A 26,561-nucleotide genomic window follows, 5' to 3' on the forward strand; every position below is an offset into this window, starting at 1 on the left:
CCGGCAGTACCGGCTTCCTCCGGCAACATGGGATGCGCTCAGTGCAGAGGCATCTCCTCTACGTCAGAGGCAGCTGGATACAGAATTCCGTATAAGCACCCGGCTCCGTTCGTACGGTGATTTCACCGCGATGGAGCTGGGTTATTATTTCATGGCTCATGGAAAGTCCGAGACCAGCGTTCCGACTGCTTTCCTTTGTGGTAAAGAACGGTTCGAATATGCGATCAAGGACGACGGGATCCACTCCATGGCCATTGTCACGAACATATACCCGCACGGCCCCGTCACTGCGTTCGCTGCGAATGTGAACCGCAGGCTTGAATTCCTCACCGTCTTCGGCGGCTCGAAGGATGGCGGCTTCCCAGGCATTGTTGCAGATGTTGACAATAACGCGGCTGAATTCCTGTGGCACGACCGCCACCTCCCCGACAGTTTCGTCGTAGCTGGTCTGCAGATCCAGCTTGAACTGTGGAAAGAGCAGGCACATGCCATGGTATGAGAGGAGTACGAATTCGTCGAGCAGGCTGTTGAGCATGATGGGTTCACGCGAGCTGCGGGACGAACGGCTGTGCATGATCATGGCATTGACGATGGATGTTGCTCGTTGTCCGTGCTGCCTGATGTGTTCGCAGTTCGCCTTGATCATCTCGATATGTTTGAGCATGGACTTTTTCCTCGCTCCCTCGACATGCTGCAACTCCTGCTCGAGTTCATGCAGAAGCTCGCAGGAAAGTTCCGAGAAGTTGTTGACGAAATTCAGGGGATTCTGAATTTCGTGGGCAATGCCCGCCGTCAACTCACCGAGCGCGGCGATCTTCTTCTGAGCGACCAGCTGCTCCTGCGTCGAAATGAGCTGATGATTCGCACTGTCGAGTTCACGATTCTTCATTTCCAGCTCTTCCAGAGCGTTCGCCTTGGCCACCGCCGAAGAGGCATGCTCCTTGAGCCGCAGGAGACGTTGCAGATCGTCTTCGCTGAAGCTCTGCGTGTCGCGGGACCCGAGAACGAGGAACCCTTCAATGGTTTTCTCCCGCTGCACCGACATCGCCATGAAGCGCACGGCGCGAAGGGCACTATCGCGACTGCGTTCTGCGATCACCTCTCCCAGTCCGCTAAGCAGATACACCCCTTCCTGCATGCGCTGCATGCCGACGTCCGCGCCGCCGAGAATTTCTCGCAGCACCATCTTCAGTCCCTGTACCTGGGAAGTATGTTTCCCTGTCGCGTGAATCACTTTAAAGACTTCGCTTTCGTGGGTACGTCGGACGAACATTGCGATATCCGCTTTTGGAAAGAACTGCAGCGACTGTACGAGCAGCGCTTCGAGTACACTGCCCAGTCGGGTTTCCCGATTCACGGTACGCACGATAGCGTCTACTCTTTCGAGTTCTTCAGCCTGCAGGCGGATTTCCTCCGACTGTTTCGCTATCTCTTTCGTGCGCTCCTGCACCGTCTGCTCAAGTTCCTTGCTGCGAATGTGCAGGACCCGGCCCTTATACCAGAGTCGCGCGATCCAAAGCAGGAACAGAAAGCCGGCGGCGAAGAGCAGGTAGGCCCACCAGGTTCGATACCAGGGTGGGAGGACAACGAAGCGGTACATCACCGTTGGGCTCTCTTCTCCGCCAGGACGTTCAGCCATAACTTCAAATACATATTCGCCCACTGGCAGATGGGTGTATACCCGCCGGTTATTACTGCTCCAATCTGACCAGGCCGAATCATATCCGCGTAGGCGCCAGTTATAGAGCACATTGTTCACGCCGTAGTAATTCGATGCAAATCTGATGCTGATTGATGGGTCGTCGTTCGGCAGCTCAACCACTTGCGTCGTGTCGATGGGGACATTCCCATGATACAGTATTCTGTCTACCGTGCTGATTTCACGAATAAAGGCCCGGAAGTTGCCCTGCTCCGACACTTCAACTTTCGGATCATATCGGTAGAGATGATTCAAGGAAGCAAACCAGGCGGTTCCATCCTTTTCAACCGAGATACTCGTCAGTGCGTCGGTGGGCAGCCCCGAAAATGGCGTACTCGAGAGATCATATTTCCCGCTCCCATCCGGAGTACACAGAAACATGTATCCATAATACCCGTCCTGCAGCCACAGACGGCCGTACTGGTCGGCTTTGAGATAAACGGGATTCCGTTTTAGTTTCCGCTTGAGGAGCTGCTTGAACATGCTGTCTTCGACAAGCCTGTTGCTCTTCCTGTCGTATCTGCAGAGTGAATCAGCGCTTACAATGCGCATGACACCCTGCACGGGGACACAGAGTAAACCTCCCTGCGGAACACCACGGGAAGAATCAAGAGTCTTGATATCCGGGGAGGAAAAGCCTTTCGTGAAATCCAGCAACTGCACCTCACGATGGATATGCGTGACCCAGACGATTCCTTCGGCATCTCTTCCCATATCTCTGACTTTCATGTTGTCCCGCTGGTAGATAAAGGGATGTTCGGTCCATCCGCTTCCGTTCCATGAAAGAATGAAGAGGCCATTGTCACTGGCAACAAGAACGGTGTTGCCGTCTGGAGTCAAAGAAAGAAACCGCTGTGCCTTCCTCGCGCTGATTTTACGCACGTTCTGTGCGGTAGTGAGAAGGAAGGTTCCGAAATTGACATCCGCAATGAGAAGTCCGTGCTTGGTAGCGAGCAGATCGAAGCAGGCCCCCTTTATCGCATTGACATTCTCGAATCGCGCTTCGGTATCGGACAGGGTTTTATGCGGGGACTCTGCCTTTATCAGGCGAAACACTCCAGCGAGAGTTGCGACGTACAGCGATCCCCGATAGCGTTCGGACATCACGACCTCACCCGAGAGGCCTTGTTGACTGCGGAAGACCGTCAACGGTGCTGGCCATTCCACCACTGCGAGACCGTTATCCAGCATGATCCAGAGATACTGCCCTCCGTCATGATACATAGTCTGAACTCGTTCGTCACCGAGTCCCTTGCTCCGGTCCAGATAGAATACAATGCTGCCAAGTGAGTCAATGACAATGGCACCGCTTTTCATTGTACGCAGAGCAATCTGTCCCTGCGGAAGATTGATGCCGGGCTCGAGATGCAGAGCTTCAGCGTCTTCCAGTTGAATATCCCACGCATGCTTCCAATTCGTTCCATCATACAGATATGCAGAACCATTTGCCGTACCAACGAGCAATCCGCTTTGCCCCTGGGATCTGACAAAAACTACGGCGTTGTCGTCGCGTATGAGAAATTCAGAACCAGGCAGCTTTTCCAGCTTGTTCTCCTGCTGAACTACGAAAAGTCCCTCATCCTTTACGGGGACATACAGCCTGTCGCGCACAACCCAGGAATGCTGAAACCGTCCATCCGCAAACAGCGCCCCGACCTTTTTACCGTCCCAGAAAAACAGTGTTTCATCTGTCCGAAACCACACGGTGCTTCCGACAACACAGGTTTCATGAACTCGTCCAAACTTGAGACTCAGTCCGTCCATCTTCGCATCCAGTATGACGAAATCCCGCCTTCCGAGCGAATCCGTCACGAGATATCCGAACCAGCCGAACCCTCCAACGTACACCGTACCATCAGGAGCAATGTCCATGGAGAAAATGGGAAGTGAGTTCGGTGTTTCAATCTGTCTCCAGTTGGCGCCGTCATACTCAAGCAGTCCGTTGGAACTCCCGAACAGCATGATTCCGTTGGCATCCTTCTGCGCACAGAAGTTCTGTGTACCAAATCCCATCTCATCGGAATCGTAGTATTTCAATAGTGGCGTACCCAGTTCCGCGTGTTGCTGTGCTGCCGCGGGAAATGGGCAGAGCACTGCGATCAATAATAAGATCGCGGCACACATGTATCCTGTGACACTGGCACTACGCATTCAAAGACCCCGGAGGAAAAAATTTTCTTGGAGTTGCTCTCACAGATACTACGAAAATGAGCTGCAAAGAGCAAGATACGGCATCACTACCTTGCATCTGTACGCGCTGTCTGCTATCATTCGGATAGATTACTCTGATTTCCTTCACGACATCGCAAACATTCCCGGGGGGACCCCATGCGTAACTATTACGGTATTGCCTCGCATTTCCTGTTCAGCATCTGCCTCCTGTTGTTGCCGCCGACACTGACGGCACAGCAGACGAACTCTGCGGAAGCAGGGAACGGCTCGGACAATACCCGCATTCTCACCAACGACTTCTATGACAACCTCGCTGCCAACAGGCTGCTGCACTGGATCAGCAACAACGGCACGTCTTCGCACAATCCGATAACAGGTGGGGCTGGAACGATGTGGCCCGGGGAGAACGGTGCTTCGGTAATCTATCAGGACGGTCTGGTATGGGGCGGCAAGATTGAGGGCTACGTGATGATAGGGGGCTCTACGTATCGCGGCGGTCTGCAGGCGGGAAATATCCTTCCCGACGGAACGACGGATCCAGTCGATGCCAAGCATCGCATTTACGGGCTCTCACTGGTAAACCGCAGCGGTTTCATGGCGTTGGACACGTCATCGCAGAAGCGTATGCGACAGGATTTCAGGGAATGGCCTGCCACGCTTGGCGCACCGTATGTGGATGTGGATGGCGACGGCAGCTATACGCCGGATTTCGATTCCTGGCTCGACGATCACGACGGCAGCGACCATCCGTATTTCGCGGGAGAGCAGATTCTCTGGTTCGTAAGCAATGATCTCGACGCGAGACGAACTGCGGATCTCTACGGTTCACCGCCAATCGGCCTGGAAATGCGCGTATACGCATGGGCTTCCGCCAGCGATCCCCTGCTCGACAATACGGTATTCGTAGAATACACGATTATCCATCGCGGCGCTTCCGATCTCACGGAATTTCACCTCGCCCGCTGGTCCGATCCTGATCTCGGAGCCGCCGATAACGACTATCTCGGACTCGACCTCGCACAGAACATGCAGTACGTGTTCAACGCTACGGGGAGTGATACTGCCTTCGCCGGTCCCCCACCCGCCTTCGGCTACATCTGGCTGCAGACTCCGCTCGAGGAGCAAAGCGGTGCGGTCGCGGACTACGGACTCGGGACGCGCAGCGGATACAGAAACGTACCTGTCAGTGCGTTCACCTACTATATCAATTCCGATCCCACATACCAGGATCCGGACCTGGGCGATCCGGCGGGAACCCTGCAGATGTTCAATAACCTCAATGGCGCTCTCTATGATTACGGACCGCAGGTGGACCCCACCAATGGGGAAGAAACCAAAACGGCGCTGGACGGCGATCCGATTTTCGAAACCGGCTGGCGCGACGGCATCGTGCATGGTCCGGGCGACCGCCGCATGCTGGGCTCCTGCAGCGTCGATCGTTTCGCCATGGGGGACACGCAGAAAGTCGTCTTTGCGCTGCATATCGCGGATGGTGGCAATGCCATGCTCAGTGTTCGCCAGCTGCGCAATGAAGCGCAGCGCCTGCACGATCACTATCAATGGCAGCGCAGCCAGGGTGAGCCGCCCGAACTACATGCGTCGATCACCTGGCCCGATGCAGGAAGCTACGCCGTGCATGTCACTGCCTCATCCCTCCCCACCGGCAGCCTGACCGCGCTGTTGGAAGACGAAGCGGGAAATCTCATTTCCTCGGCAGCAATGCTGGATGATGGACAGCATGACGACGGCGGAGCAGGAGACGGTATGTTCGGAGCGGTTATCCCGGGCAGCCGCATTCCAACCGGCGGTACGGTGTCCGTCATGAACGTCGTGGGCGGAGACAGCGCCCTGTGGTTCGTCGAAAACGATCTGCCACTCGCCGGGGATATTGATGTATCCATCAATGCCGTGATGTCGGATCACCTGAACTACGACGGGAAAATCAATCCCGGGGAGAACGTCCGCCTCCAGTTGCATTTCGAAAACAGCACCATTGACAGTATCCCCATGTGGTACCTCTTCCCGGTCAACGAAGCGAACGCTATCGTGCCGCAGCATGTGTATCATTTCCGTCTCCCTGTCGCCGGAGGCTCCGCAGCAAACACGGTGTATGACCCCACGACCACGACGGGATATCTCACCGTGCAGGTGCCCGAAAACGCTTCACCCGGCATTTTCGAATGTCCCATCGTCGTGCTGGTCGAGGGACGAGGCATGTGGCGCGATACGCTGCGCATGCTGGTGGAGCCTTTCGGCACGCCGCCGGCGGTGGGACGGCTGGAGCATCTCACGGGAAGCGCCACAGGCACTCTCGATTACGTGGTGGCCGACTGGACCGCATTCAAACCGCATTTCTACTACATTCAGGCCGAAGGCGAATATGATGAGGAGGTGACCTTCTCCATCCGTGACGAATCGCTCAGGAAGGAAGTTGCCAGTGGTCTCCCGTTCCCCGATGCGCTGGGACACGATGCGCAGATCGTCGATGGATGGAAGCTGCTTTCCGGCTCAACACACCCGGGTCCCGCCTATGATGGTGATGGAAATCTCACTGCCAACTACGATGGACAGGCACGGGCGCAATGGAGTCATCCCGAGCGCACCTGGCTGGAGTTCTATGCAGACTACCTGATCACCGGTGAAGTGTTTTTCGGAAGTTCACTCCTGATCTATGATATCTATCCCGTTCGTCTCGTCTTCGATGCAACGCAGACACAGAAAGCCTACCGCTGGCTTCGCGGCGGCGATCCCTCCTACGGGTACGTAAGTTACGACGACATTGCCGTGCGCGCGTATGACATGTCCGACAGTCTGAATCCCCGCCAGATCACACTGGGTTACATCGAGAATAAAGGTGGTGCGCGTGAAGATGGTCAGTGGAATCCGCAGGAGATCATGGACAGGGAATATTTATTCGTATTCGATGATGACTATACAACCACTCCGCAGACGAAATACCAGGGCGTCATTATCTCTGATGCCATACAGCTCCCCTGCGTTTTTGCGATGTGGGCCTATCATCATCCGGGACTCCCGATGTACGAGAACGGAGATGCGATGACGATTATACCCACCATCCCCGTCAGCAAGCAGGACGCATACATTCTCGACATGTCCGCCGTAACCTCGGCAGAGGGCAATCCGCCAGTCACCGGATATTTCTCCCTCCATCAGAATTATCCCAATCCCGGCAGGGGACAAACCGTCATCAGCTTCGATGCGGGACGCAGTGGCTACGTGCGTCTCGAACTCTATGACCTGCTGGGACGAAAATGTCGGACGCTGCATGAAGGCTTTGTGAATCAGGGACGGCATACCATCCCGCTTTCGACGGCAACTCTGCAGCCGGGAACGTATTTTTATCGTTTGACTGCCGGCGGCACACAGTTGCTGCGTCGTATGCAGATTCTGCATTAACCCGTTTCATATTGTAGAGGACACGATCGGAATGAAGCAATTGAAGGACTCTCTCGCCCACATGCACTGGGCAGACGCCGGCATGTGGCGCGCACTGCTTGCCTGCGAGGCGGCACATGAAAACGAACGCATTCTCAGTTTGAGCTATCACCTGCATCTCGTGCAGCATGCGTTTCTGCATGTGTGGAAAGAGGATGCATTTGAAGTCCCGAAGGCCGACAGTTTTCCGGCACTGCACGATATCGCAGTGTGGGGAAAATCATTTCACCCCGCAGCAGCTTCATGGCTGGAGACCGCCAACCCGGACGCCTTCGATGATGAGGTGACCGTCCCCTGGTCCTATCAGATCAAGCGCATGTTCGATGTTGTTCCCGGTCCGGTCACCCTGGCCGAAACCTTCACGCAGGTGGCGATGCACACACAATATCATCGCGCTCAGATCAACATGCTGCTGCGCGCGCTGGATGGAACACCCGCACACGGCGATTATATCTCCTGGATATGGCTGCAGCGTCCCGAGGCGGACTGGCCGGCACTCTAGCACGCGATTCTTCTCCGGGCGCCTGCCCTGATCCTCACAAAACACAACCCCGCCGCATCGTCCGGATACGGCGGGGTTGCTTCATCTGCGCAAAACTGCGGAGGTATTACTGGGAGACAATGAGCATTTTCGATAGCACATCATTGCCAGCGCGCAGACGATAGATATATGAACCCGGTGACACGGCATTCCCCGCATCGTTGAGTCCATCCCATGCCACGGTATGTGCGCCTTCCGAACGCATGCCGTCAAACACGGTGGCGACGCGCTGTCCGAGCATGTTATACACTTCCAGCGTCACCATTGCTTCGCCGGGAAGTGAGTAGCGGAAGTAGGTGGACGACTTGAACGGATTGGGAGCGTTCTGCTCGAGTCCGAAAGTGAATGCTGATGTGAGTCCATCCTTGGGACTGCTGTTGTCGATGATGCGGATCACATCCGATCCCTCGAAAGGAGTGTTGTCCGTCAGCATACCGGTAACTGTCAGCTGCACACAGTCACCATTCGCGGGTCCGCCCAGCGTCGCGACGATATCCTGCATCTTGAACTTGAACGTACGGTCGGTATAACCGTCCGCACCACCCAGATTGCAGTCGTAGCAATCAGACGCGAAGCCGAGATACGGCATGGTGTTGTCACTCATCCCCGAATTCCCTGTGGGAGCGACGCCGTTGATGCGAACGGTGGCGGGATCGATATCCGAGACATCGAACCACGGCGTCCCCACGATGGTGACCGGCAGCTTGCCGTTACTGTTGACGTTTACCGAGTTCGGGCAGGAACCGGCCTTGACGTCCACAAAGGCATTGATGGCCGTTTTGGTGGAGAGCACGTGCACGCCCCAGGTAAGGCAGTCGCCCGCGGCGGTGATACCGGGGATAGCGTTCGTCGCCGTGTTGTGCGGGAAGAAGCTGCTGACATCCAGCGTATGCGTATCCCACAGTCCCTGCTGGGGATGAACATTGAAGATACCGTCAGCCCCGTCGAAGGCATCCACGGTCTTTATAGGTGTAGTCGGACCACTGGTCGCCACACCGTTGAACTGCGTCTGTCCGCCAACAAATATGGCCTGTCCGTCGGCCACGATATACGTATGCACGGCGGCTGCGTCGGCAGGATTCCCCGACTGGAACGTCGTGTACGACCCCATGTTTTCGCTGATGTTCTGACTGGAAAAGGTCTGTGCTCCCGAAATGATGTCGATCTGGTTCTGATCCCAGGCCGGATGTTCGAAAATGGCTACAATGGTCGCACCTTCGCAGAGCGGGAATACGACACTGTTGGGGGGAAAGGAATTATCGGTGACTCCGCTGGGGAAATTGGTCAGATTGTTGGCACCGACTGTTGCGATGCCGGTGACGTTGTAGCCATAAAAATAAATGCGCTCAACTGTCGACAGGGCACTTGGCCAGCATGGTGTACCCGATACCCCGAGGAATACTCCACCTACAGTCGTGCCGTTAATGGTGGCCTGGTTCGATGGAACCGTGGTCCCATCGCCAATAATTGCCCAGAACATATAGGCACCCTTCAGTGAGGCTCCAGCCGGGATCGCAATATTGATGGTTCCAGACCCGATGTTACGCATGCCGACACCCGCGGCGACATAATCACCCCATACGGTTGTAGATACAGTTGGCGAAAACCCGGTCTGCGGTGCATACAGGGTCTGTGAGCTCGGGCCCGTCATGCCACCCTGGGCAAAGGCGGAAAACGATAATGCGCAGCTCAGGAAAACTGCCACGAGAGCTGTTGTCAGAAACGGTCGTTGCTTGTTCATAGGTGATCCTTTGCGTATGTGAATTGAACAGTGTGATGGGGCAGTTGCACGATTATCTCGCTGCATACGACGCCACGAAACCAGCCTGCGCTGGTTCATTGTCGGGAAACGCCATACGGCGCTGTGTCGTATTGAACGGGTTATCTCGGAGTGAGGGCAGAAAAATGCGCGTCGTTGCAGCAGCAGACGAAACTGCCGAAAGGACTGAAGTACGAATCAGGAGGCATCCGCAGGCAGAAGACACCACGCCGGCCAGGCGAAGCTGATGATCCGTAGATACTAATCGGAATAATGACTGCTCTTACGATAGGCATTCCTGCGGGGAATGTCAAGAAAAATCGACCGTTTGGATTGTACTGAACGATAATCGGACAATGGAGATGAATCGGGTGACATCCTGCTCTATCCAGATACATATTCACTGATTAACCGAGCACAAAACCTTGAATTACTGCATGCGGGAAGCGTATATTTTCCATTATCACCACCTGAGGCCACAATGAGTATCGCATCCAAACTTTTCGGACCGCGATCGAAGTATGACAGAACGCTGCCCTATACATACGTCGCACGTGTTGACGTTGTAGAAGGTGTTGACGACCTGCAGAATGAGTATTTCGCGGATACCATCTGTGGATTGATCGAGTATCTCGATCGCAACGACGTGCTTCCCGAAGACGTAAAGATTTTCGGCGTATATATGGAGCGGGAGATCGAGCTTGAGAAGAAGTACTGCCTGGACAAAGAGGGGCAGTGGCTCCCGCGTCCTGGGATCTGCGAGGCGCTCGAAGCGCACTACAGTGAGACTCTCGAGGGACAGTACAAGGGGCACGTGGCCAATGGTGATTGTTCCTACGATGACAGGGAACGTGCGGGCAGCGGTCCGTACTGATAGCAAAAGGGGTGAAGGAGAATGCAGGCAGGGTGTGATGGCAGCGTGTATTGCTGTCCGCGGATGTCCTGTTTCAACCAGGCTGTAACGTTTGCGACCAGTTACATAAGGAGTTCTGTATGAAACGCATGATATCGAGTATCCTCCTCTCCCTCCTCCCGGCCCTCCTCCTCATTACCACCGCTACCGCGCAGTCAACCGACGCCGTCCCCGGCGATATGGCATTCCCTGTCGTCGAAAAAGGCAGGCAGGCTGTGGAGTTCCCCGTCGTGGCGGCCGGACAGTGGTCGCAGGTGACAACGCTGCCCGGTGCAAAATGCTATCATGGCGCAGCCTGGTACGATGGCGCTATGTACGTGTTTGGCGGACTCGGTGCGACACTGCGCTTCGATAAAACCTGTGCAAAATATGACGCGGCAAGCGGTACCTGGGAAACACTCGCGCCGCTGGAGGAAAACCGCGGCCTCCCCGTTGTGGAAACGGTCGGCGACAAGATCTATATCATCGGCGGCTACAGCGCAACCAATCCCTTCACCGTCCAGGAACCGGTTCTCGAATACGACCCGGCCACCAATACATACACCGAAAAAGCGTCCATGATTCTGCCTGTGTTCGGTGCAGGATCTTTCGTTCATGAAGGACGCATCTGGGTGCTCGGCGGAGGTACCACGGCGTTCAATACGTCGACGGACAGAATTCAGATCTACGATCCCGCTTCGGATACGTGGACGGTCACCTCGAGCGTGACACCCTACACCTCCTGGGCAAGCGGTGTAACACTGGCCGGCACGACGGTGCTGTACGTTGGCGGCGCGCGATACACGAATGGACAGGGACTCTTCGGTGCCTGGGCGTACAAAGGCAGCATCAGTGGCGATAATATCACATGGACAGCGATCGCCGACTACCCGGGACGCTCAACCATGCGGCATGCCGCGGGTTCGGATGGAACAAAAGCCTATTTCGTCGGTGGCTACAACGCCGGCTCAATGAACAGCGGTCCCCCTACCGGCGTATCCTACTGCTACGACCCGGCCCTGGACAGCTGGAGCATGAAAGATGTGAAGCCGACACCCGTGTATTTCGCGAGCAAACTTGTTTATGACGGCGACGAACTGCTCTACGTCTCAGGGGGAAATGATCAGCCCAGCAGTGTCACAGATGCAGTCGAAGCACTGAATATCAATACTGCAGGCGGTCCCATTGCCGGCGTCTACCCCACTGCACGAACGGCCTGGGTGAAAAACGGGGATCCGACAGTGGAGTCGTTCATGCTGTGGAATAACGGCAGCGCCCCGCTGACCATCGCAACCTCGGTGACGGAAGGGAACGCCTGGATGGTGTCGACGCAGGATGCCTCCGTTCTCGAACCCGGTGAGCATACATTCGTCAAGGCGGTGATGAATTCCGCGTCCGTCGGCGTCGGGACCTATGAAGGAACGATTACCGTCACCACGAACGATCCGGAGCATGAAACCATTACCCTCACAGTGACAATGAATGTGCAGGACGAGGATGTGGACACCGACATGAACGTCTTGCTGGAAGAGGGCACCGGTACCTGGTGCGGTTTCTGTCCCTTCGGAGCGGATACGGTCAAGGCCATGGTCGAGGAATTCGATGGACGCGTCATTGCGATCGCCTATCACGGGGGCAGTGACACCGAGCCGATGTGGACGGAACACACGGACTTCTGGAAAGACATTGTCGGACTGACCGGGTGGCCAAACGGATCGATCAACCGTATGGTTTTTGAGGGCGATTCCAAAGCTGCCATGAGCAGATCACTATGGCGGCAGCGCATCGGGGAAGTCCTCGAAAATTACCGTAGTCCGATCAGCATTGATGTTGTCGACAAATCATACGACCCGGTTTCCAAGGCCATTTCGATGACGGTCGAAGTCTTCTTTCACCGTGGATTCGAGAAACCGCTGCGCCTCAATATCGCGCAGGTGCAGAACCAGATGAACTATACGCAGTCATTCTATCCTCCGGAAGGCGGCAGCACGAAACTCTTCCCCTACTATCACGATCATGTACTCCGTCAGATCATCCCGAACGACGCAGGGGAAGTCATCTGCACCGGCGACTTCATCGCATCACAGAGTGCTGTCCGCCGGACCTTCTCGTTCACTTCTGTCGACTCCACCATCGAAACATCGCACTTCGTGATTTTCGCACATCTTTCGGACGGCAACACTTTTGGAGAAGTGGTTCAGTCCGAGGAGGTAGCACTCGCAGACTTCGTCACGGGAATCGAACGTATGCCGGACGCGGCAATCTTCGCATTGCTGCCGGGATATCCGAATCCCTTCACCGCGCAGACCACGCTCCGATACGATCTCCCCGAGGCAGGCAATGTCACGCTGCGTGTCTATGATGCCCTTGGTCGTATGGTTGCAGTGCTTGAAGACGGGTACTGCGTTGCCGGCAGGCATGTCCGGCAGTTCAACGCCAGCGAACTCCCTGCAGGTATCTATACAGTGGTACTGCGTGGTGCACGGACGCAGTCCGTACAGCAGCTGCTGCATGTTCATTGACACCTTGCTGAATGGCAGTCAGACTCAGACGAACACAAACCGCCGCACGTCATGCTCCGTGCGGCGGTTTTATTTTCATCCGTCTTTCGGTTCTATTTTTTCAGTGCATCAGGCAGCAGCGCGCGAATGGTATCGAGCAGATCATCCTGGCCAACGGGTTTGAGCAGATATGCGTCACAGCCCGCTTCGATGCAGCGCGTGCGATCGTGAGCAAAACCATGTGCGGTCACGGCCACGATAGGCAGTCTCGCCAGCCGGGCATCGGCACGAATCTCGCGTGTGATGTCGAGTCCGCTCTTCTCCCCGGCAAGCGAAATATCCATGAACACCAGGTCCACCTTCTCCGTCCTGAGGACATCCCATGCCTCCGAAGCGGATTCAGCGAAGCAAAGATGCACATGTCCCCTCAGCAGCGTACTCATGTATTCGATGGTCAGCCGCTCATCTTCGACAAGGAGTACACGAATGCCTTCCTCATGCTGCCCCTCATCCTCTTCGCTGCCCTCGTCGCCCGGCAGCAGCGCGCTGTCCGTCTTTGCGCCGAAAGTAATGCTGATCGTAGTCCCACGATTTTTCTCACTGGAAATATCGAGGGACGCACCGAGAAGCTCCGTATACTTTTTCACCAGTGACATCCCCAGACCGATACCCTCAAAGCTGCGTGTGTAACCCGATTCCTCCTGTGTATAGGGTTCAAACAGCAGCGGCAGATACTCCTGTGAAATCCCGATGCCGGTATCCACCACTTCGATGCGCGGCTTCCCCGACGGAGTACTGCACAGCCGCAGCGTCACGCCACCTTTTCGTGTGTACTTGATCGCATTGTCAATGAGATTCTGCACTGTCTGCACCGTGCAGTATTCATCGGTGCGGACGATGGGGGAGGCAAGTTCACTGGTGAAGGCTAATGTGAGGCCCTTTTCCTTCGCCAGGGGGTGATAATCCTCAATGATGTCTTCGAGCAGCTGCTTGAGGTCGATATCCTTCGGTTCGAGCCGAACGTCCCCCACCTGGAGACGTGATATGCTCAGGATCATGTCGACGGTACGCTGCAGCCGCTGGGCGCCCCGCTGCACACTGTCGTAATAGCCTTGCTCCTCGTCGTCGATCTTTCCCTGCATCATCTCACCGATCAATCCGGTGTAGCCCAGAATGATGTTCAGGGGCGTCCGTACCTCGTGCGAGATATTTGCGATGAACGCATCTTTGAGTCTGTCAGAACGTTCGGCGCGTTCCTTTTCCGCGATGATTGCCTGCTCGGCAAATTTACGATCAGAGATGTCGCGCGCGACGCCCACATAGGCGACGGGTTTCCCTTCCTGGTCACGAACCACCGAGGTCCACAATTCGACGGGGAATTCCGTGCCGTCCTTTCGCTGATTGAGGACCTCGCCATGCCAGCCACCCTCCCGGGTGGAGGGGAAAATGCCCTGCGTTTTCTCAGGCGCCAGGTTGGCGGGACGCAGTACGGAAACATGCTGGCCCAGCACTTCGTTCTCGGTAAACCCGTATGTGGCGAGAAACGCATCGTTGACAAAGATGATGTGATCTTCATTGTCGGTGATGGAGATGCAGTCGCGCACGGATTTGAGCGTCTGGGCCAGCAGTATGTTCTGTTCCTCGGTGCGTTTGCGGTCGGTCACATCGCGGATTGCCGTCACACGCACCTTGCGGCCATTATGAAGCATATTTTTCACGCGCACTTCGACCGGGAACAACGAGCCATCCTTCTTTCTGGCATGGTGCTCGTATCGGCTTTCGTCTTCAGACTCGATATTGCTTTTAACGACCTCCCGCGAACCGGGCGCAACGAACTCGATGACCTCTCGTCCGATCATCTCCTCAACGGTGCACCCGAGAATCCCTGCAAGCTGGCGATTCACATCAAGTATGATTCCGCGCTCTGTAAACACAATCCCCTCGAACGCGGCATCGGTGAGCATGCTGAATCGCGCTTCGCTCTCGCGCAGCAGATCGTTGGAACGCACCAGATGGTACAGATTGCGGTGTCCAACGAGCAGGATAAAGCAAAGTATACCGATATCATCGACCAGACCGAGCTCCACATTCCTGATATCCAGCAGCACGACGTCGAGAAACAATCCCAGGAGTCCAACGGTGATCGCTGCCAGCAAGAGACGCGCGTATTCCTTTTCCCCATGCTGCATCTGGTAAATCACAGCACGTACGGTATACAGAAGCAGCGCGATCACCGCCGCCATCGAGAAGTAATTGCCAACCCCGGTGCTTCCATCAATGCCCTGGAGTTTCTCACCCCAGAAATACTCTTCCACAATCATTCCGTGCACACTCGACCAGGTCAGTCCGTAAGGCAGCAGCCAGTTGGCGATGAGCAGAAACAGCAGCATGGCAAGCATGGAGATAATTGCTGCCCGTGTCTCATACCCGGTCAGGGCCGAAACGAGGGACACGAACGCTCCTCCGGTCAGGAGGAGAAACATATTGACGAAGCGGTCATACAGCAGCGCCGTGGCAGGATCTGCTTCGTAGACCAGCAATGTCCCAAGGATTGTCGTGATCGTGAGGCAGCATGCGAACAACGTATACCAGAGATTGACCCTCCTCTCAATATTGCGGAGCGCAAGAAAGCCACTGAAGACTGAACTCAGTATCAGCAGGCCAACAACAATCCCACTTATGACAGTATACAGGCTCACGGAGGCGAGGGCTCGACTGATGGCGATATCGATGCTATTGTACGCATCCCCGCAACCATCCACAAGTATGATTCCCGAATAATAACAGCGCGTCCGGTCTCGAACTGCGGACCGGACGCGCTGCGTGGACACTGTGCGCAGGTGAACGCGATTACCTGGACAGTGATGTTATGTCAATGACACTCTGCGGACGGTCGAAGGATCCTTTCAGGGAGGCGACCAGATCGAGCTTGAAAGTGAGCGGAAGTTGATCCGAGGACTCATTCGGCTCGACGACGAGGACGCGATATACGCCAGCAGGGATGTCAGTAATCTTCATTTTAAGATCGTAACGCTGCAGGGATCCTGCACCTGCAAATTCGTCTTCAACGATGGTAAGGATGTTTTCCTCGCGGTCGAGTTTCACGGCGATGGTGCCGGGGACACTTGAGAACAGGGCATCTACGTGGGTCAGGTACAGCGTGCGTGTATCGGGATCGTAATTGTAGTCGATGCTTCCTGCGGAGGCGAGTCCGCTGTTGTCGCTCTCGCCGTTTGAAGGGGTGACGGACTGCAGAAGGATATCTGAATCCGCGGAGCTGCGGAAGGTGTCACTGTTGTTGGAGCTGGTCACATTGTCACTGCATGCCGCGAAAACGACGACAGAGAGTATGATGGCGAGGGTACGTGTGAGACGTTTCATGACGGTCTCCTTTCCAGGATTTGATAGGTGATAGCTGGTTTGCTCTTCATACCGTCTCAAAGCGTATCATCGGTCTCCGGAGTTCGTGATGTCTGTGTACGGTGGCGTTTTCATTGCCTTTGATATAATGACAACCGAAGGAAGGAAAAGGTGACAATATGTGCGAAAAAAGTCAGGGAAGGATAAGTACGCGGCGTACGGCCATCGCTGCATCAGAAAACGCAGCAAGCAGATAGCTGCCACCGGGGAGTCCGTTCGTCCGCAGGTGAAACTCTGCTGCGCCGGTTGTCCCCGTGCGCTGCCCTTCGGTGGTGAGTACATTTCTGCCGAGCATATCGTAAAGCACTAGCTGCACAGGCGTCACGGCTGTACAACGAATCCGCGCGTGGAGATTGTGCCGAACCGGCTGCGGCGAAATGCTGATCTCCATTATACCAGGCGGCAATATGGCTGCCACATCAGGAAGTTCGGACACTCCGCCATCCCACCCCGCGATCCGGGCCATGAGTACCCAGAACGCTTTCGCTATGCGAATACCTCCCGCGGAAATGGACCCAAGGTGTCCCCCCTCGGTTTCCGTGGTGTACTGCGGACAGATTGCGGGGAGGTCCAATCCATCATCAGGATGGTTCTCGGTCAGATACGTCACACCATCCCTGTTATCGAAGCAGGGGGCGCCCGCAGGATCATGTGATAGAATGTCAGCGACATCGAAAAGCACAAGGCTACTGTCGCGGCAGTAAGTGCGCATGGACTGATTGAAATCCTGCGCCTCTTCCGTGCCGATGCTGCGGGCCAGTGAGGTGGTCCACCAGATGACCGTCTTCTCTGGATGCCGCGCTGCAAACGCCGCGTAATCCGCAGCTTGTCCGCTCCCACCCTCCGCAAAGAAACCGCTGGTGGGATCCGCGAGTTTCGAGCCCGGCATGACCGCGAGATAGCTGAACTGAAATCCCACGACGTCAAACGAGTCGATGCGTCCTTCAACAGATTCGATAAAACAGTTCGCGTCTTCCGAACATCCCGCGGGCCAGAACTCATAGCGCCAGTTGCTGCGATCCCATTCCCCATCCCAGTATACTTCCGAAGGATCGACGGCGTAGCGTGCGTCCCGATGTCCCGCCCGCGTGCAGGAATTGGGGGCATCCCCATGCAAATGCGAAAGACATGACAACGCATCATTGATGTTTCCTCCGACCGAGCGGTCCATGAAAAACAGCCGCAACGCAGCTGCCGCATCCTTATATGCCGGAGGGATATGCTCGAAGAGCGCGACAGAAGTATGATCGACGACAATATGCTGTGCATGCAAGGCAGCTTGTGGATACGGCAATGCTGTCAGCAGCAAAAACGCTGCAATACTCAGCACCGCGCGGTGACGCCGATGTGAACGCAAAGCGGGAATATGCAGAATGTGCATCATGAAAGCGCGCATGCGGGGAATATGCAGAATGTGCATAATGGAATTGTCTGCGGGAAACTACACAGCTATCGCATCACCCGCAAGATACCGGGACATGGGCGGGTCAATCAAAAATCCATTCTCTCGCTTGCGGAGAATGCTTACTATATAGTGTCCATCACACCGGCAACAATTGTGCGAGAACATGTATGCTGCGGTATTCCAAAGCCAGCTTGAATGCTTTTTTCAGCGTCGGCTTCCTGGAAGAGGATTTCCAGGTCGGGTCAAGACAGTGCATCCCCCATTACACCATTCTGCTTTGTCTGGACAGCGACTGCAGTCTTGCATGCGACACCTCGCGCATCTCGCTTGGGACTGCGACGGGACTCACGCTTTCCCCGGGGACGCTGCTTGAGGTCGACCGCCTGACGTCGCGCAGCGTGTACTGCATTCAATTCAATCGTGAATTCTACTGCGTGGAGTATCATGATGCCGAAGTCAGTTGCAACGGACTGCTGTTCAACACCGCGATGCAGCCACCGGTGATCGATATTCCACAGGGGGATGCCGACAGCGTGAACCTCGTGCTGCAGATGCTCGAGCGCGAGTTCGAAAACGCGGATCGTCTGCAACTCGAAATGCTTCGCGTCCTGCTCAAGCGGCTGATCATCACCTGCGCCCGGCTCGTCAAGGAAAAGATGGAGAAGGAACAGAACCTCCTACTCGCGCAGACCGATCTGCTGCGCTCTTACAGTGCGCTTGTCGACAAGCATTATCGCAGCAAACACAAAGTTGCGGACTATGCCGCCCTCCTCAATCGCTCCCCAAAAACCCTGTCCAATCTCTTCGTGCGTTATGCGGGACGCAGTGCACTGCAGGTGATTCATGAACGTATCGTTCTCGAAGCGCAGCGGCTGCTGCTGCTCACGGACAAGACGGCAAAGGAAATCGCCTTTGAGCTTGGCTTCAGCGATGCTGCGCAGTTCCTCCGTCTCTTCAAAAAGGTCACCGGGCATACCACCCAGGAACTGCGCGATGCACGCATACCAGTTCAGTGATCCAATAGTGCATTGATTTTTCAGGTCACTGAACCGTCCGGTCATGAATTATTCCGCATATCGGGAATAATCCGCATGGCCTCGGGACATTCCATCATTTCTCTCCAGGGATACGCTTCCTAGATTACAGCAGTGTTAATCGGAAAGCTGTTTCATCCGACGCTCATTCAAGGAGAAGCCGTGGAGCACCGCTCCACATCGCTCTCCGGGAAATGTCATTCATCATTCACAGGAGAGATATATGAAACGCACACTTTTTCCCCTCGCAGCTGTAGTCTTTCTCGCCGGCGCCATGACGTTCATGGGCTGTAACCAGGAAGCAGGTCCCATTTCCCCGGACGGCAACGCAGGTCCCGACAACAGCGAGTCCACCCTGATGAAGGTCGGCCGCGGTACCATCTGGGGCGACTGCACGCTGTTCCGCACCGTCGGTACCCCGGCACATTTCAATCCGAATGCAGGAAATTTCGATGAACTTTACAATGTCGGACTCGTGATGGGTGAGTTCAAGGACGGTGTCGGCGCCATCTCCGAATCCAAACCCGGCGATCAGGACTTCAACGGCGGACGCTGGCACGTGAACGTGCTCAAGAGCGGCGTCGATCCCTTCAAGTACGACGATGCCTGCAGTGTCGAGGATCTCGACCTCTCCGATTTCGAAAGCACATCGACGTACTTCGAATGCCCCCTCATCCCGATGCCGCAGAATAACTAGTCATATGCGCATCGCGTAAGAGCGCTATTTCTCGCACAACGCCCCGTCCTTCTCCTGTGAAGGCCGGGGCGTTTTACATCTGTCACGCAGACGGCATCACAACACACTTGCTTCTCTGATATTATTCTCTCATTATGATATTTACCGTACGATGGTAAGACCGCATTGCGGTCGTTGTTCACTTGCCCGGGAGGAGACCATGTGTTGTCAGCTGCTGCGTACTGTTGCGATTGCACTGTTTTTACTCACAACCACTGCGCAGGCACAGCTTATTCCCAACCGGGGAATGCGGGCGGGAAACGGGAACTGGATGCAGATTCCCGATAATTCTTCCATCGCCATACCCGTGTTTACGGTCGAGGTATGGGTAAAATCTTCGAGCGGTGGATTGATCGTCACACGTGATGTCACGAGTGGAACCCCCTCTGACTGGCAGCTGTGGTATGAGTTCAGCCGTAAACGTCTAGCCTTCATCACTGCCAAATCACCTCCCGACAGCTACTTCTATACTGCCGACAATTCCTTCCTCCCAGATACCTGGTATCACGTAGCCCTCGTGGTCAATGGTCCCGCCGGATACGCGAAACTGTATATCGACGGCCAGCTCGCGATCTCCCCGACATTCACCTCACGTCAGTTCAATTGCAACACCGGTCTCGCCTGGTGCGGATACTATAACAACAGCTCAGGGGCGTACCTTGATGGCATCATCGATGAAGCCCGGTACTGGAACATCGAGCGGACGCAGGCGCAGATCAATGCGACGAAGGATAAGGATCTTTCGAACAGTGACAAGACGGGACTTGTGGGCTGGTGGCGCTTCTGTGATTCGTATGAAGATTATTCTGGCATGGGGAACCATGGGACGCCGAAAGGCTTCCCGCAGCTCGTACTCATCAGCCTTCCATTCGGCATCACCTGCAATGAGAATCCATGTGACAGTCTGAATATCACCATTACGGGTGACAGTGAAATCTGCGAGGGTGAGGAAAGTATCCTGACCGCCACTCCTGGCTATGCATCGTATTACTGGACCCCGACAGGTGATACGACAAATACGACAGTAGGCAAAACCCCGGGGCTGTACACGGTGGAGGTTCTCGATACCGCGGGTTGTCCGGGTGTCGCCTATTTCTCACTGAATGTGAGAGCAGCGCCGGTTGCGGATGCGGGCCCCGATCTGGTGCTCTGCAACAGCGTCACAGGGACAATCGGGACACCACCGTCCGATCCCTCCGCGACGTATGCCTGGTCTCCACCGGATGGACTCACCACCCCCGACTCGGCACAGACTGCGGTACAGGCAAGCACTGACCGAAGATATATTCTCCGTGTTGAAAACCGACGCGGTTGTGTCTCTTTCGACACGGTCGACGTACGCATCGTGCCTCCCCCCATCCTGCTGCTGCCGGATTCATTGTTCCTCTGTCCGGGAAGCTCGGCCCCCATACCATTGCAGGTGACGCAGGGACTCCCGCCGTTCGACGTTGTCTGGTCGCCCGGCACGGGGTTGAGCGCAACGGATGTTCTGCAACCTATCGTGTCCCCCACCATTCCACGATGGTATCATGTTGTACTCCGTGACTCGGCTGGCTGCGAGGTGCGCGACAGCATCTACGTCACACTCCGCGACGAGTTGGATCTGCAACTTCCCGATTCGATCGCCATCTGCGCCGGCAACAGCGTACGCCTCCCCCTCGTCATCAGCAATGCCACGCCACCGTACACCATTGCCTGGACGCCCGCAGCATCGCTCAGCGACAGCACCGTGCAGCAGCCGCTGGCGAGTCCGACGGTTGCGACAACCTATCATGTCACTGTCATCGACAGTAACGGATGTATCGGAGAGGATGACATCCTTGTCACAACTGATGGGGAACTGGAATTGTTGCTCCCTGACACCGTGTTTGTATGCGCAAACGCATCGATCACCCTTCCGCTGCAGCTCATGAGTGCGACCGGGAAGGTTACGTTCCGTTGGCGCCCTGCTGCGGGTATGAACGACAGCACGAAGCAGCAGCCCACCGTCACCGTGCAATTTCCCACCACGTATTACGTGCATGCAGTCGACAGCCTCGGTTGTGAAGGAATTGACAGCATTCGCGTTGAGGTATATCCCACGTCGGGCATCGATCTCAGCATTGACGGTCCCACCGTGCGCTGCATCGGCGACAGCGTGCTCCTGACCGCCGCGGCGGGTTATCAATCGTATACATGGCGCACACCGACGCGCATCATTCCTGATACGGGCAGAACACTGCTTGCCACTCAGCCGGGACGCTACAGCGTCTCGGTGCATGACACCTTTGGCTGCGAAGCATCCTCGTCATCGATTTTTCTGACATTCAAGCCCGGCTTTACGCTCGATATCGACATCAACGGCAGCTTCCCCATGTGTGAGGGCGACAGTGTACTGCTCAGCGCCACCAGCGGCTACAGGAACTACAGGTGGGTCGATGATTCGGGCAGGATTGTGAGCAACACAAATGCGCTCGTCACCGGTCGCGCCGGGAGCTACTATGTCATAGCTGAAGACAGCACTGGCTGCAGCGGGTTGAGCGATACAATCGATGTCGCGGTGAACCCCGGTCCCAATTTCACTATCGACGGCCCCACCCTTGTCTGCCTGAACAGCATTCATGATTACAACACTCTGCTGCGCGGCAGCTGGGAGTACACCTGGACCATCGAGGATGGGCAGGCGATCAGCAGTACGACGCGGGATGCGCTGCGGGTACGATGGACGACAGCCGGACGCATGCAGCTTCAACTTGTGGTCGTCGATGCGTCGACAGGCTGTTCCGATACGCTGCGCTATCCGGTAGAAGTCATCACTGGTATCGATCCTGATATATACACCGGCGGTCCACCCCGCATCTGCGATGGCGATTCCCTCCTTCTGCGTTCGGTCAGGAGCTGGCCGATTATTACCTGGACGAACGGGGATGGTGAGATCATCGGCAGTGGACGCTCATGTACAGTATGGAAAGAAGGCTGGTATTATATTCACGCTGCAACGGCGGATAGCTGCAGGGGCATTGACAGCATATTCGTCACCGTGCTGCCGGCACCCGACCCGCAGCTCACGGGACGTCTGCACCTGTGCGCAGGAGACACCGCGGTGTACACGCTGCAGAAGGGGGACGGAAGTACGCAATGGGATATCCCATCAGCCGCGGAAGTACTGCAGCGCGACTCCCTGCAACTCACATTGCGCTGGCTGCAGCCAGGGACGTACACGCTCCAGGTAACCGAGCACGATAGTACAGGCCAGCTGCCCTGCAGCGGATCGGCAGTGCTCGAAATCGTCGTTCACGAGATTCCCGATGCTGTACTGACCGCGTGGCCAGACACCGTCATCTGTGAGACCGATTCCGTCATTCTGAGCACGGGCAAAGGCGAAGCCCGGTACATCTGGCATACGCCGTCGGGTGACATTGGCACAACGGCGCATGAACTTCGCGCGCGTGAGAGTGGCACGTATACTGTCACCGTCATATCCGCCGGAGGCTGTGAAGCCACGAGCATTGCCAGGCAAATCACCATCCTTCCCGCCCCGGATCCGGAAATTCTGGGTCCCATTACGGTATGTCGCAACACCATTGCCACGTATCGGCTGCGTCCCCAGGCAGGCAACACCATACGATGGGAGCTCGCCGGGGGCATTGCGGAGAATACATTGAGCGAAGACAGTCTTCAGGTACAATGGGGAGGAAATGGTGCGGGGTTCGTCATCGTCATCATCGATAACGGTGTATGCCAGGCTGTTGACACATTGAACGTCACCATCGGTGACAGCATCAGGCCCACCATAAGCGGCGCCGCTTTCTTCTGTGCGGGATCCGAGCTGCAACTCGACGCGGGCAGCGGCTACCTCAATTACAGTTGGACTACGCCCGATGGACCGGCTTCCGGGCAGGTGATAACTGTTCGGACGCCCGGACGTTATACCGTATACGTACGCGACGCCGCAGGTTGTGCAGGCAGTTCGGATCCGTTCACAGTGAGCGTATACCCTGCACCGGACCCTGAAATCATCGGTCCGGCGCAAGTCTGTCCCGGAGACACCGCAGTGCTGGCCGCGACACCGGGCTTCGTATCCTACCGGTGGAGCGACGGCAGTACAGGACCATATTGCACGATGACTGGCACCGGCGACAGAACGGTGACCGTCGTCGACAGCAACGGCTGTGAAGCGACTTCCGATCCGCATCATGTGCAGATGCACGCGCAACCGCCTGCACCGGTCATCTCAAGGGATGCAATGATACTTGTCTCATCTCCGGCTACAACCTATCAGTGGTACAGGAATGACAGCCTCCTTCCCGGCGAGACCGGACAGCAGTGTCCCATTACCTTTGCCGGGACATATACCGTCGTCATTACCGATGCCAACGGCTGTCCCCTCGCATCTTCCGCTTTCCCGGTGGACTGCGTCGCCGCAGCGACAATCATCGCGTTGCCGCATCGCGTCGTGAGTCCCGGCGATACCGTACGCATCGATCTCAGCATGTCAGAGCACAGCTGTCTCGATGCTGTCGGGGCGAACCTCTTCACCGCTCGCGTGCGTTTCAACAAATCCGTACTGGTTCCGCTCGACGAGAGTCTCCCGTCAACAATCGATGCGGGTGATCGCATCGTTGAAATCTCTTCCTCACTTGCCACATTGCGCGCAGGTGGTGTGTACTTTGATGCCATCGCTGCCCTGGGCAACCGGGACTCCATTCCCCTGCTGTTCGATGCGATGCTGTGGACCGATGCTCCCGTTGCGGTGACGCTTCTCGATGGATCGCTGCGCATCAACATATGCCGTGAAGGGGGCGACAGACTTTTTGATGCAGAAGGAACCGCACGTCTCTCGCAGAATAGACCAAATCCTTTCAACGGTGCGACGGTGATCACGTATGAACTCATCGAGCGCGGCAATGCAGAGCTGTATATACTCAACACGCTCGGGCAGCGCGTGGCCACACTCTTCAGCGGATACAGGGAGGAAGGCGCATACCAGGCGATGTTCGACGCGAGCACGCTGGCTTCCGGCAATTACATCTGCATCCTGCGCACGGAAAATATCGTGCTGCACATGGTCATGTCACAGATCAAGTGACAGGCAGGTCGTGCACGGCTGATTGCAGACTGCGCTGACGAACAATATCACAGAGGGAACATGTCTCCAGGGTGTACTGTTGTGAAGATGTATGACTCTGGAAATGTGGATTGTTATCGGACTGCTTGCGGCCGCCCTCGTGCTGTTTTCAATAGAACGTATAAGGGTGGACGTGACTGCTGTGCTCATCATGGCGGCGCTCATCGTGAGCGGTGTTTTGACACCGCGGCAGGGATTCGCCGGTTTCAGCAACACAGCGACGATCACCGTTGCCGCAATGTTCGTCATCAGTGAGGCGTTACGTCGAACAGGTGCGGTCAGCTATCTCGCAGTAGCCAGTAAGAAAATTTTCAACCGGGGGTACATGCAGGGACTCATTCTCACGATGGTCCTGATCGCAGTCGTTTCAGCTTTTATCAACAACACCCCGGTTGTAGCCGTTTTCATCCCCGTACTTCTCAGTGTCTCTAACGATACTTCCATCAGCCCGACACGTCTGCTGCTCCCTGTTTCCTTCGCTTCGATGTTTGGCGGCATGCTCACCCTCGTGGGTACTTCGACCAACATTCTTATCAACTCCATCGCCGTCGAGCATGGCCAGAATGCCTTCGGCATGTTTGAATTCACGCTACCGGCGCTGCTGCTGCTTGGGGCGGGCTTGCTGTACATGATGACCTTCGGGCTGCGCCTGCTGCCTGATCGTCCCTCTGAGAACAGCCTGACGCGCCGCTACGACATGGCGGATTACCTGACAGACATCGTCCTTCTCCCCGAAGCTCCTTCCGTGGGCAGTCGCGTGGACGAGTCTCCCCTCGTGCGAGATCTCGACATTGATGTGATCGGCGTCATCAGGGATGGGACGTGGCAGGGCGATGCCCCGCATGCAGTGAGGCTTGAAGCGGGTGACACGCTGCGGGTACGCTGTGATGTGCGCCAGATTCATGAACTGAAGCGTCATGTCGGCTGCACGGTCAAGGGAGATAAAACGCTGCAGGACGAAGATTTCAACACCGAGGAGCTTTCGCTGCTCGAAGTCATCGTCGCTCCCAACGCTCCACTGGTGGGACAATCGATTCGCAGCGCGAAGTTCAGGGATATGTTTCGTGCCACTGCGCTTGCCCTGAGACATCGCGGCGCTTTGCAGCGCAAGGGATTTCGCAACACGCGTCTCAGTCCCGGTGATGCCATCCTGATCGAAACGCCCAAGGCGGATACGCGGCGTATCGAAGCCGATCCCAATTTCGTGGTGGCCTCCGAGGTACAGCTCCCGACCTACAGACGCTCCCGTCTGTTCTCCGCCTTGCTCGTCGCCGCTGCTGTCATCGTCGTTGCGGCGCTGAACCTCCTCCCCATCGAGGCTGCAGCAGTTGCCGGAGCTATCCTTCTTGTTCTCATCGGCACTATTACCATAGAGGAAGCCTACAGGGCCATCGACTGGAAAGTGATCTTTCTTCTCGGCGGCATTCTCTCACTGGGCATCGCCATGGAAAGCAGCGGACTGGCCTCGCAGCTCTCGGACACCCTCATCTCCATGGTCGGACAATTCGGACCACTGGCCTTCCTGGCGATACTCTACCTGCTCACCGCTCTGCTGACGGGCATCATGTCGAATGCGGCGACGGCAGTGCTCATCGCCCCCATTGCCTTTGCCGGAGCCGAATCCCTCGGGATCAGCGCGCGTCCCCTCCTCGTAGCGGTGACCTTTGCGGCGTCTGCAAGCTTTCTGACACCGGTCGGGTATCAGACCAACACGATGATATACGGTGTCGGACAGTACCGGTTTGCGGATTTCCTTAAGATCGGCACCCCGCTGACCCTGCTCTTCTGGGCACTCTCCGTGCTGCTGCTCCCCGTTTTTTTCCCATTCCACGGATAAAT

13 protein-coding genes are annotated in these 26,561 nt (G+C 56.0%); 8 read left to right on the forward strand and 5 right to left on the reverse strand.

The window, feature by feature from the left end:
* Positions 1–58 precede the first annotated feature (58 nt).
* Positions 59–3,736, reverse strand: a complete 3,678-nt coding sequence (locus KQI65_09930) for a hypothetical protein (protein MCB2205056.1) — start codon at positions 3,734–3,736, stop codon at positions 59–61.
* 291 nt (positions 3,737–4,027) lie between these two features.
* Between KQI65_09930 and KQI65_09935 the strand changes: the two genes are divergently transcribed.
* Both KQI65_09935 and KQI65_09940 read left to right on the forward strand, forming a co-directional pair.
* Positions 4,028–7,288, forward strand: a complete 3,261-nt coding sequence (locus KQI65_09935; GenBank protein MCB2205057.1) for a T9SS type A sorting domain-containing protein — start codon at positions 4,028–4,030, stop codon at positions 7,286–7,288.
* A 31-nt stretch (positions 7,289–7,319) separates the two neighbouring features.
* Positions 7,320–7,829, forward strand: coding sequence for a hypothetical protein (locus tag KQI65_09940; GenBank protein ID MCB2205058.1), 510 nt, complete (start codon positions 7,320–7,322; stop codon positions 7,827–7,829).
* A gap of 106 nt (positions 7,830–7,935) precedes the next feature.
* Here KQI65_09940 and KQI65_09945 read toward each other — a convergent pair whose 3' ends face one another.
* Positions 7,936–9,609: a T9SS type A sorting domain-containing protein gene (locus KQI65_09945; protein ID MCB2205059.1), complete on the reverse strand. Its 1,674-nt coding sequence runs from the start codon at positions 9,607–9,609 to the stop codon at positions 7,936–7,938.
* Between the two features lie 499 nt (positions 9,610–10,108).
* On the opposite strand from KQI65_09945, the gene KQI65_09950 reads away from it, so the two are divergent.
* Positions 10,109–10,501: a hypothetical protein gene (locus KQI65_09950; GenBank protein ID MCB2205060.1), complete on the forward strand. Its 393-nt coding sequence runs from the start codon at positions 10,109–10,111 to the stop codon at positions 10,499–10,501.
* 119 nt (positions 10,502–10,620) lie between these two features.
* On the forward strand, positions 10,621–13,041 hold the full coding sequence (locus tag KQI65_09955; GenBank protein MCB2205061.1) for an Omp28-related outer membrane protein: 2,421 nt from the start codon (positions 10,621–10,623) through the stop codon (positions 13,039–13,041).
* A 92-nt stretch (positions 13,042–13,133) separates the two neighbouring features.
* Here the strand turns inward: KQI65_09955 and KQI65_09960 are convergent, their stop codons facing one another.
* From KQI65_09960 to KQI65_09970, 3 genes are all read right to left on the reverse strand, one after another.
* Positions 13,134–15,719, reverse strand: coding sequence for a PAS domain S-box protein (locus KQI65_09960; protein MCB2205062.1), 2,586 nt, complete (start codon positions 15,717–15,719; stop codon positions 13,134–13,136).
* 151 nt (positions 15,720–15,870) lie between these two features.
* Positions 15,871–16,401: a hypothetical protein gene (locus KQI65_09965; protein MCB2205063.1), complete on the reverse strand. Its 531-nt coding sequence runs from the start codon at positions 16,399–16,401 to the stop codon at positions 15,871–15,873.
* A 172-nt stretch (positions 16,402–16,573) separates the two neighbouring features.
* The gene (locus KQI65_09970) at positions 16,574–17,713 is read right to left on the reverse strand and encodes a hypothetical protein (GenBank protein ID MCB2205064.1); all 1,140 of its coding nucleotides are present in this window, start codon (positions 17,711–17,713) and stop codon (positions 16,574–16,576) included.
* A 299-nt stretch (positions 17,714–18,012) separates the two neighbouring features.
* On the opposite strand from KQI65_09970, the gene KQI65_09975 reads away from it, so the two are divergent.
* The 4 genes from KQI65_09975 to KQI65_09990 all read left to right on the forward strand — a co-directional run bounded on the left by KQI65_09975 (position 18,013) and on the right by KQI65_09990 (position 26,559).
* Positions 18,013–18,861, forward strand: coding sequence for a helix-turn-helix domain-containing protein (locus KQI65_09975; protein ID MCB2205065.1), 849 nt, complete (start codon positions 18,013–18,015; stop codon positions 18,859–18,861).
* 241 nt (positions 18,862–19,102) lie between these two features.
* A complete protein-coding gene (locus KQI65_09980; protein MCB2205066.1) occupies positions 19,103–19,576 on the forward strand; it encodes a hypothetical protein in 474 nt (157 codons plus the stop codon).
* A gap of 199 nt (positions 19,577–19,775) precedes the next feature.
* Entirely contained in the window at positions 19,776–24,683 is a 4,908-nt protein-coding gene (locus KQI65_09985) for a hypothetical protein (protein MCB2205067.1), read from the forward strand.
* Positions 24,684–24,774: 91 nt separating this feature from the next.
* Positions 24,775–26,559 (forward strand): SLC13 family permease, encoded by a 1,785-nt coding sequence (locus tag KQI65_09990; protein MCB2205068.1) that lies wholly within the window; start codon positions 24,775–24,777, stop codon positions 26,557–26,559.
* Positions 26,560–26,561: the final 2 nt, after the last annotated feature.

It is taken from the genome of bacterium, assembly GCA_020444325.1.
Lineage (GTDB): Bacteria > Bacteroidota > Ignavibacteria > SZUA-365 > SZUA-365 > BM516.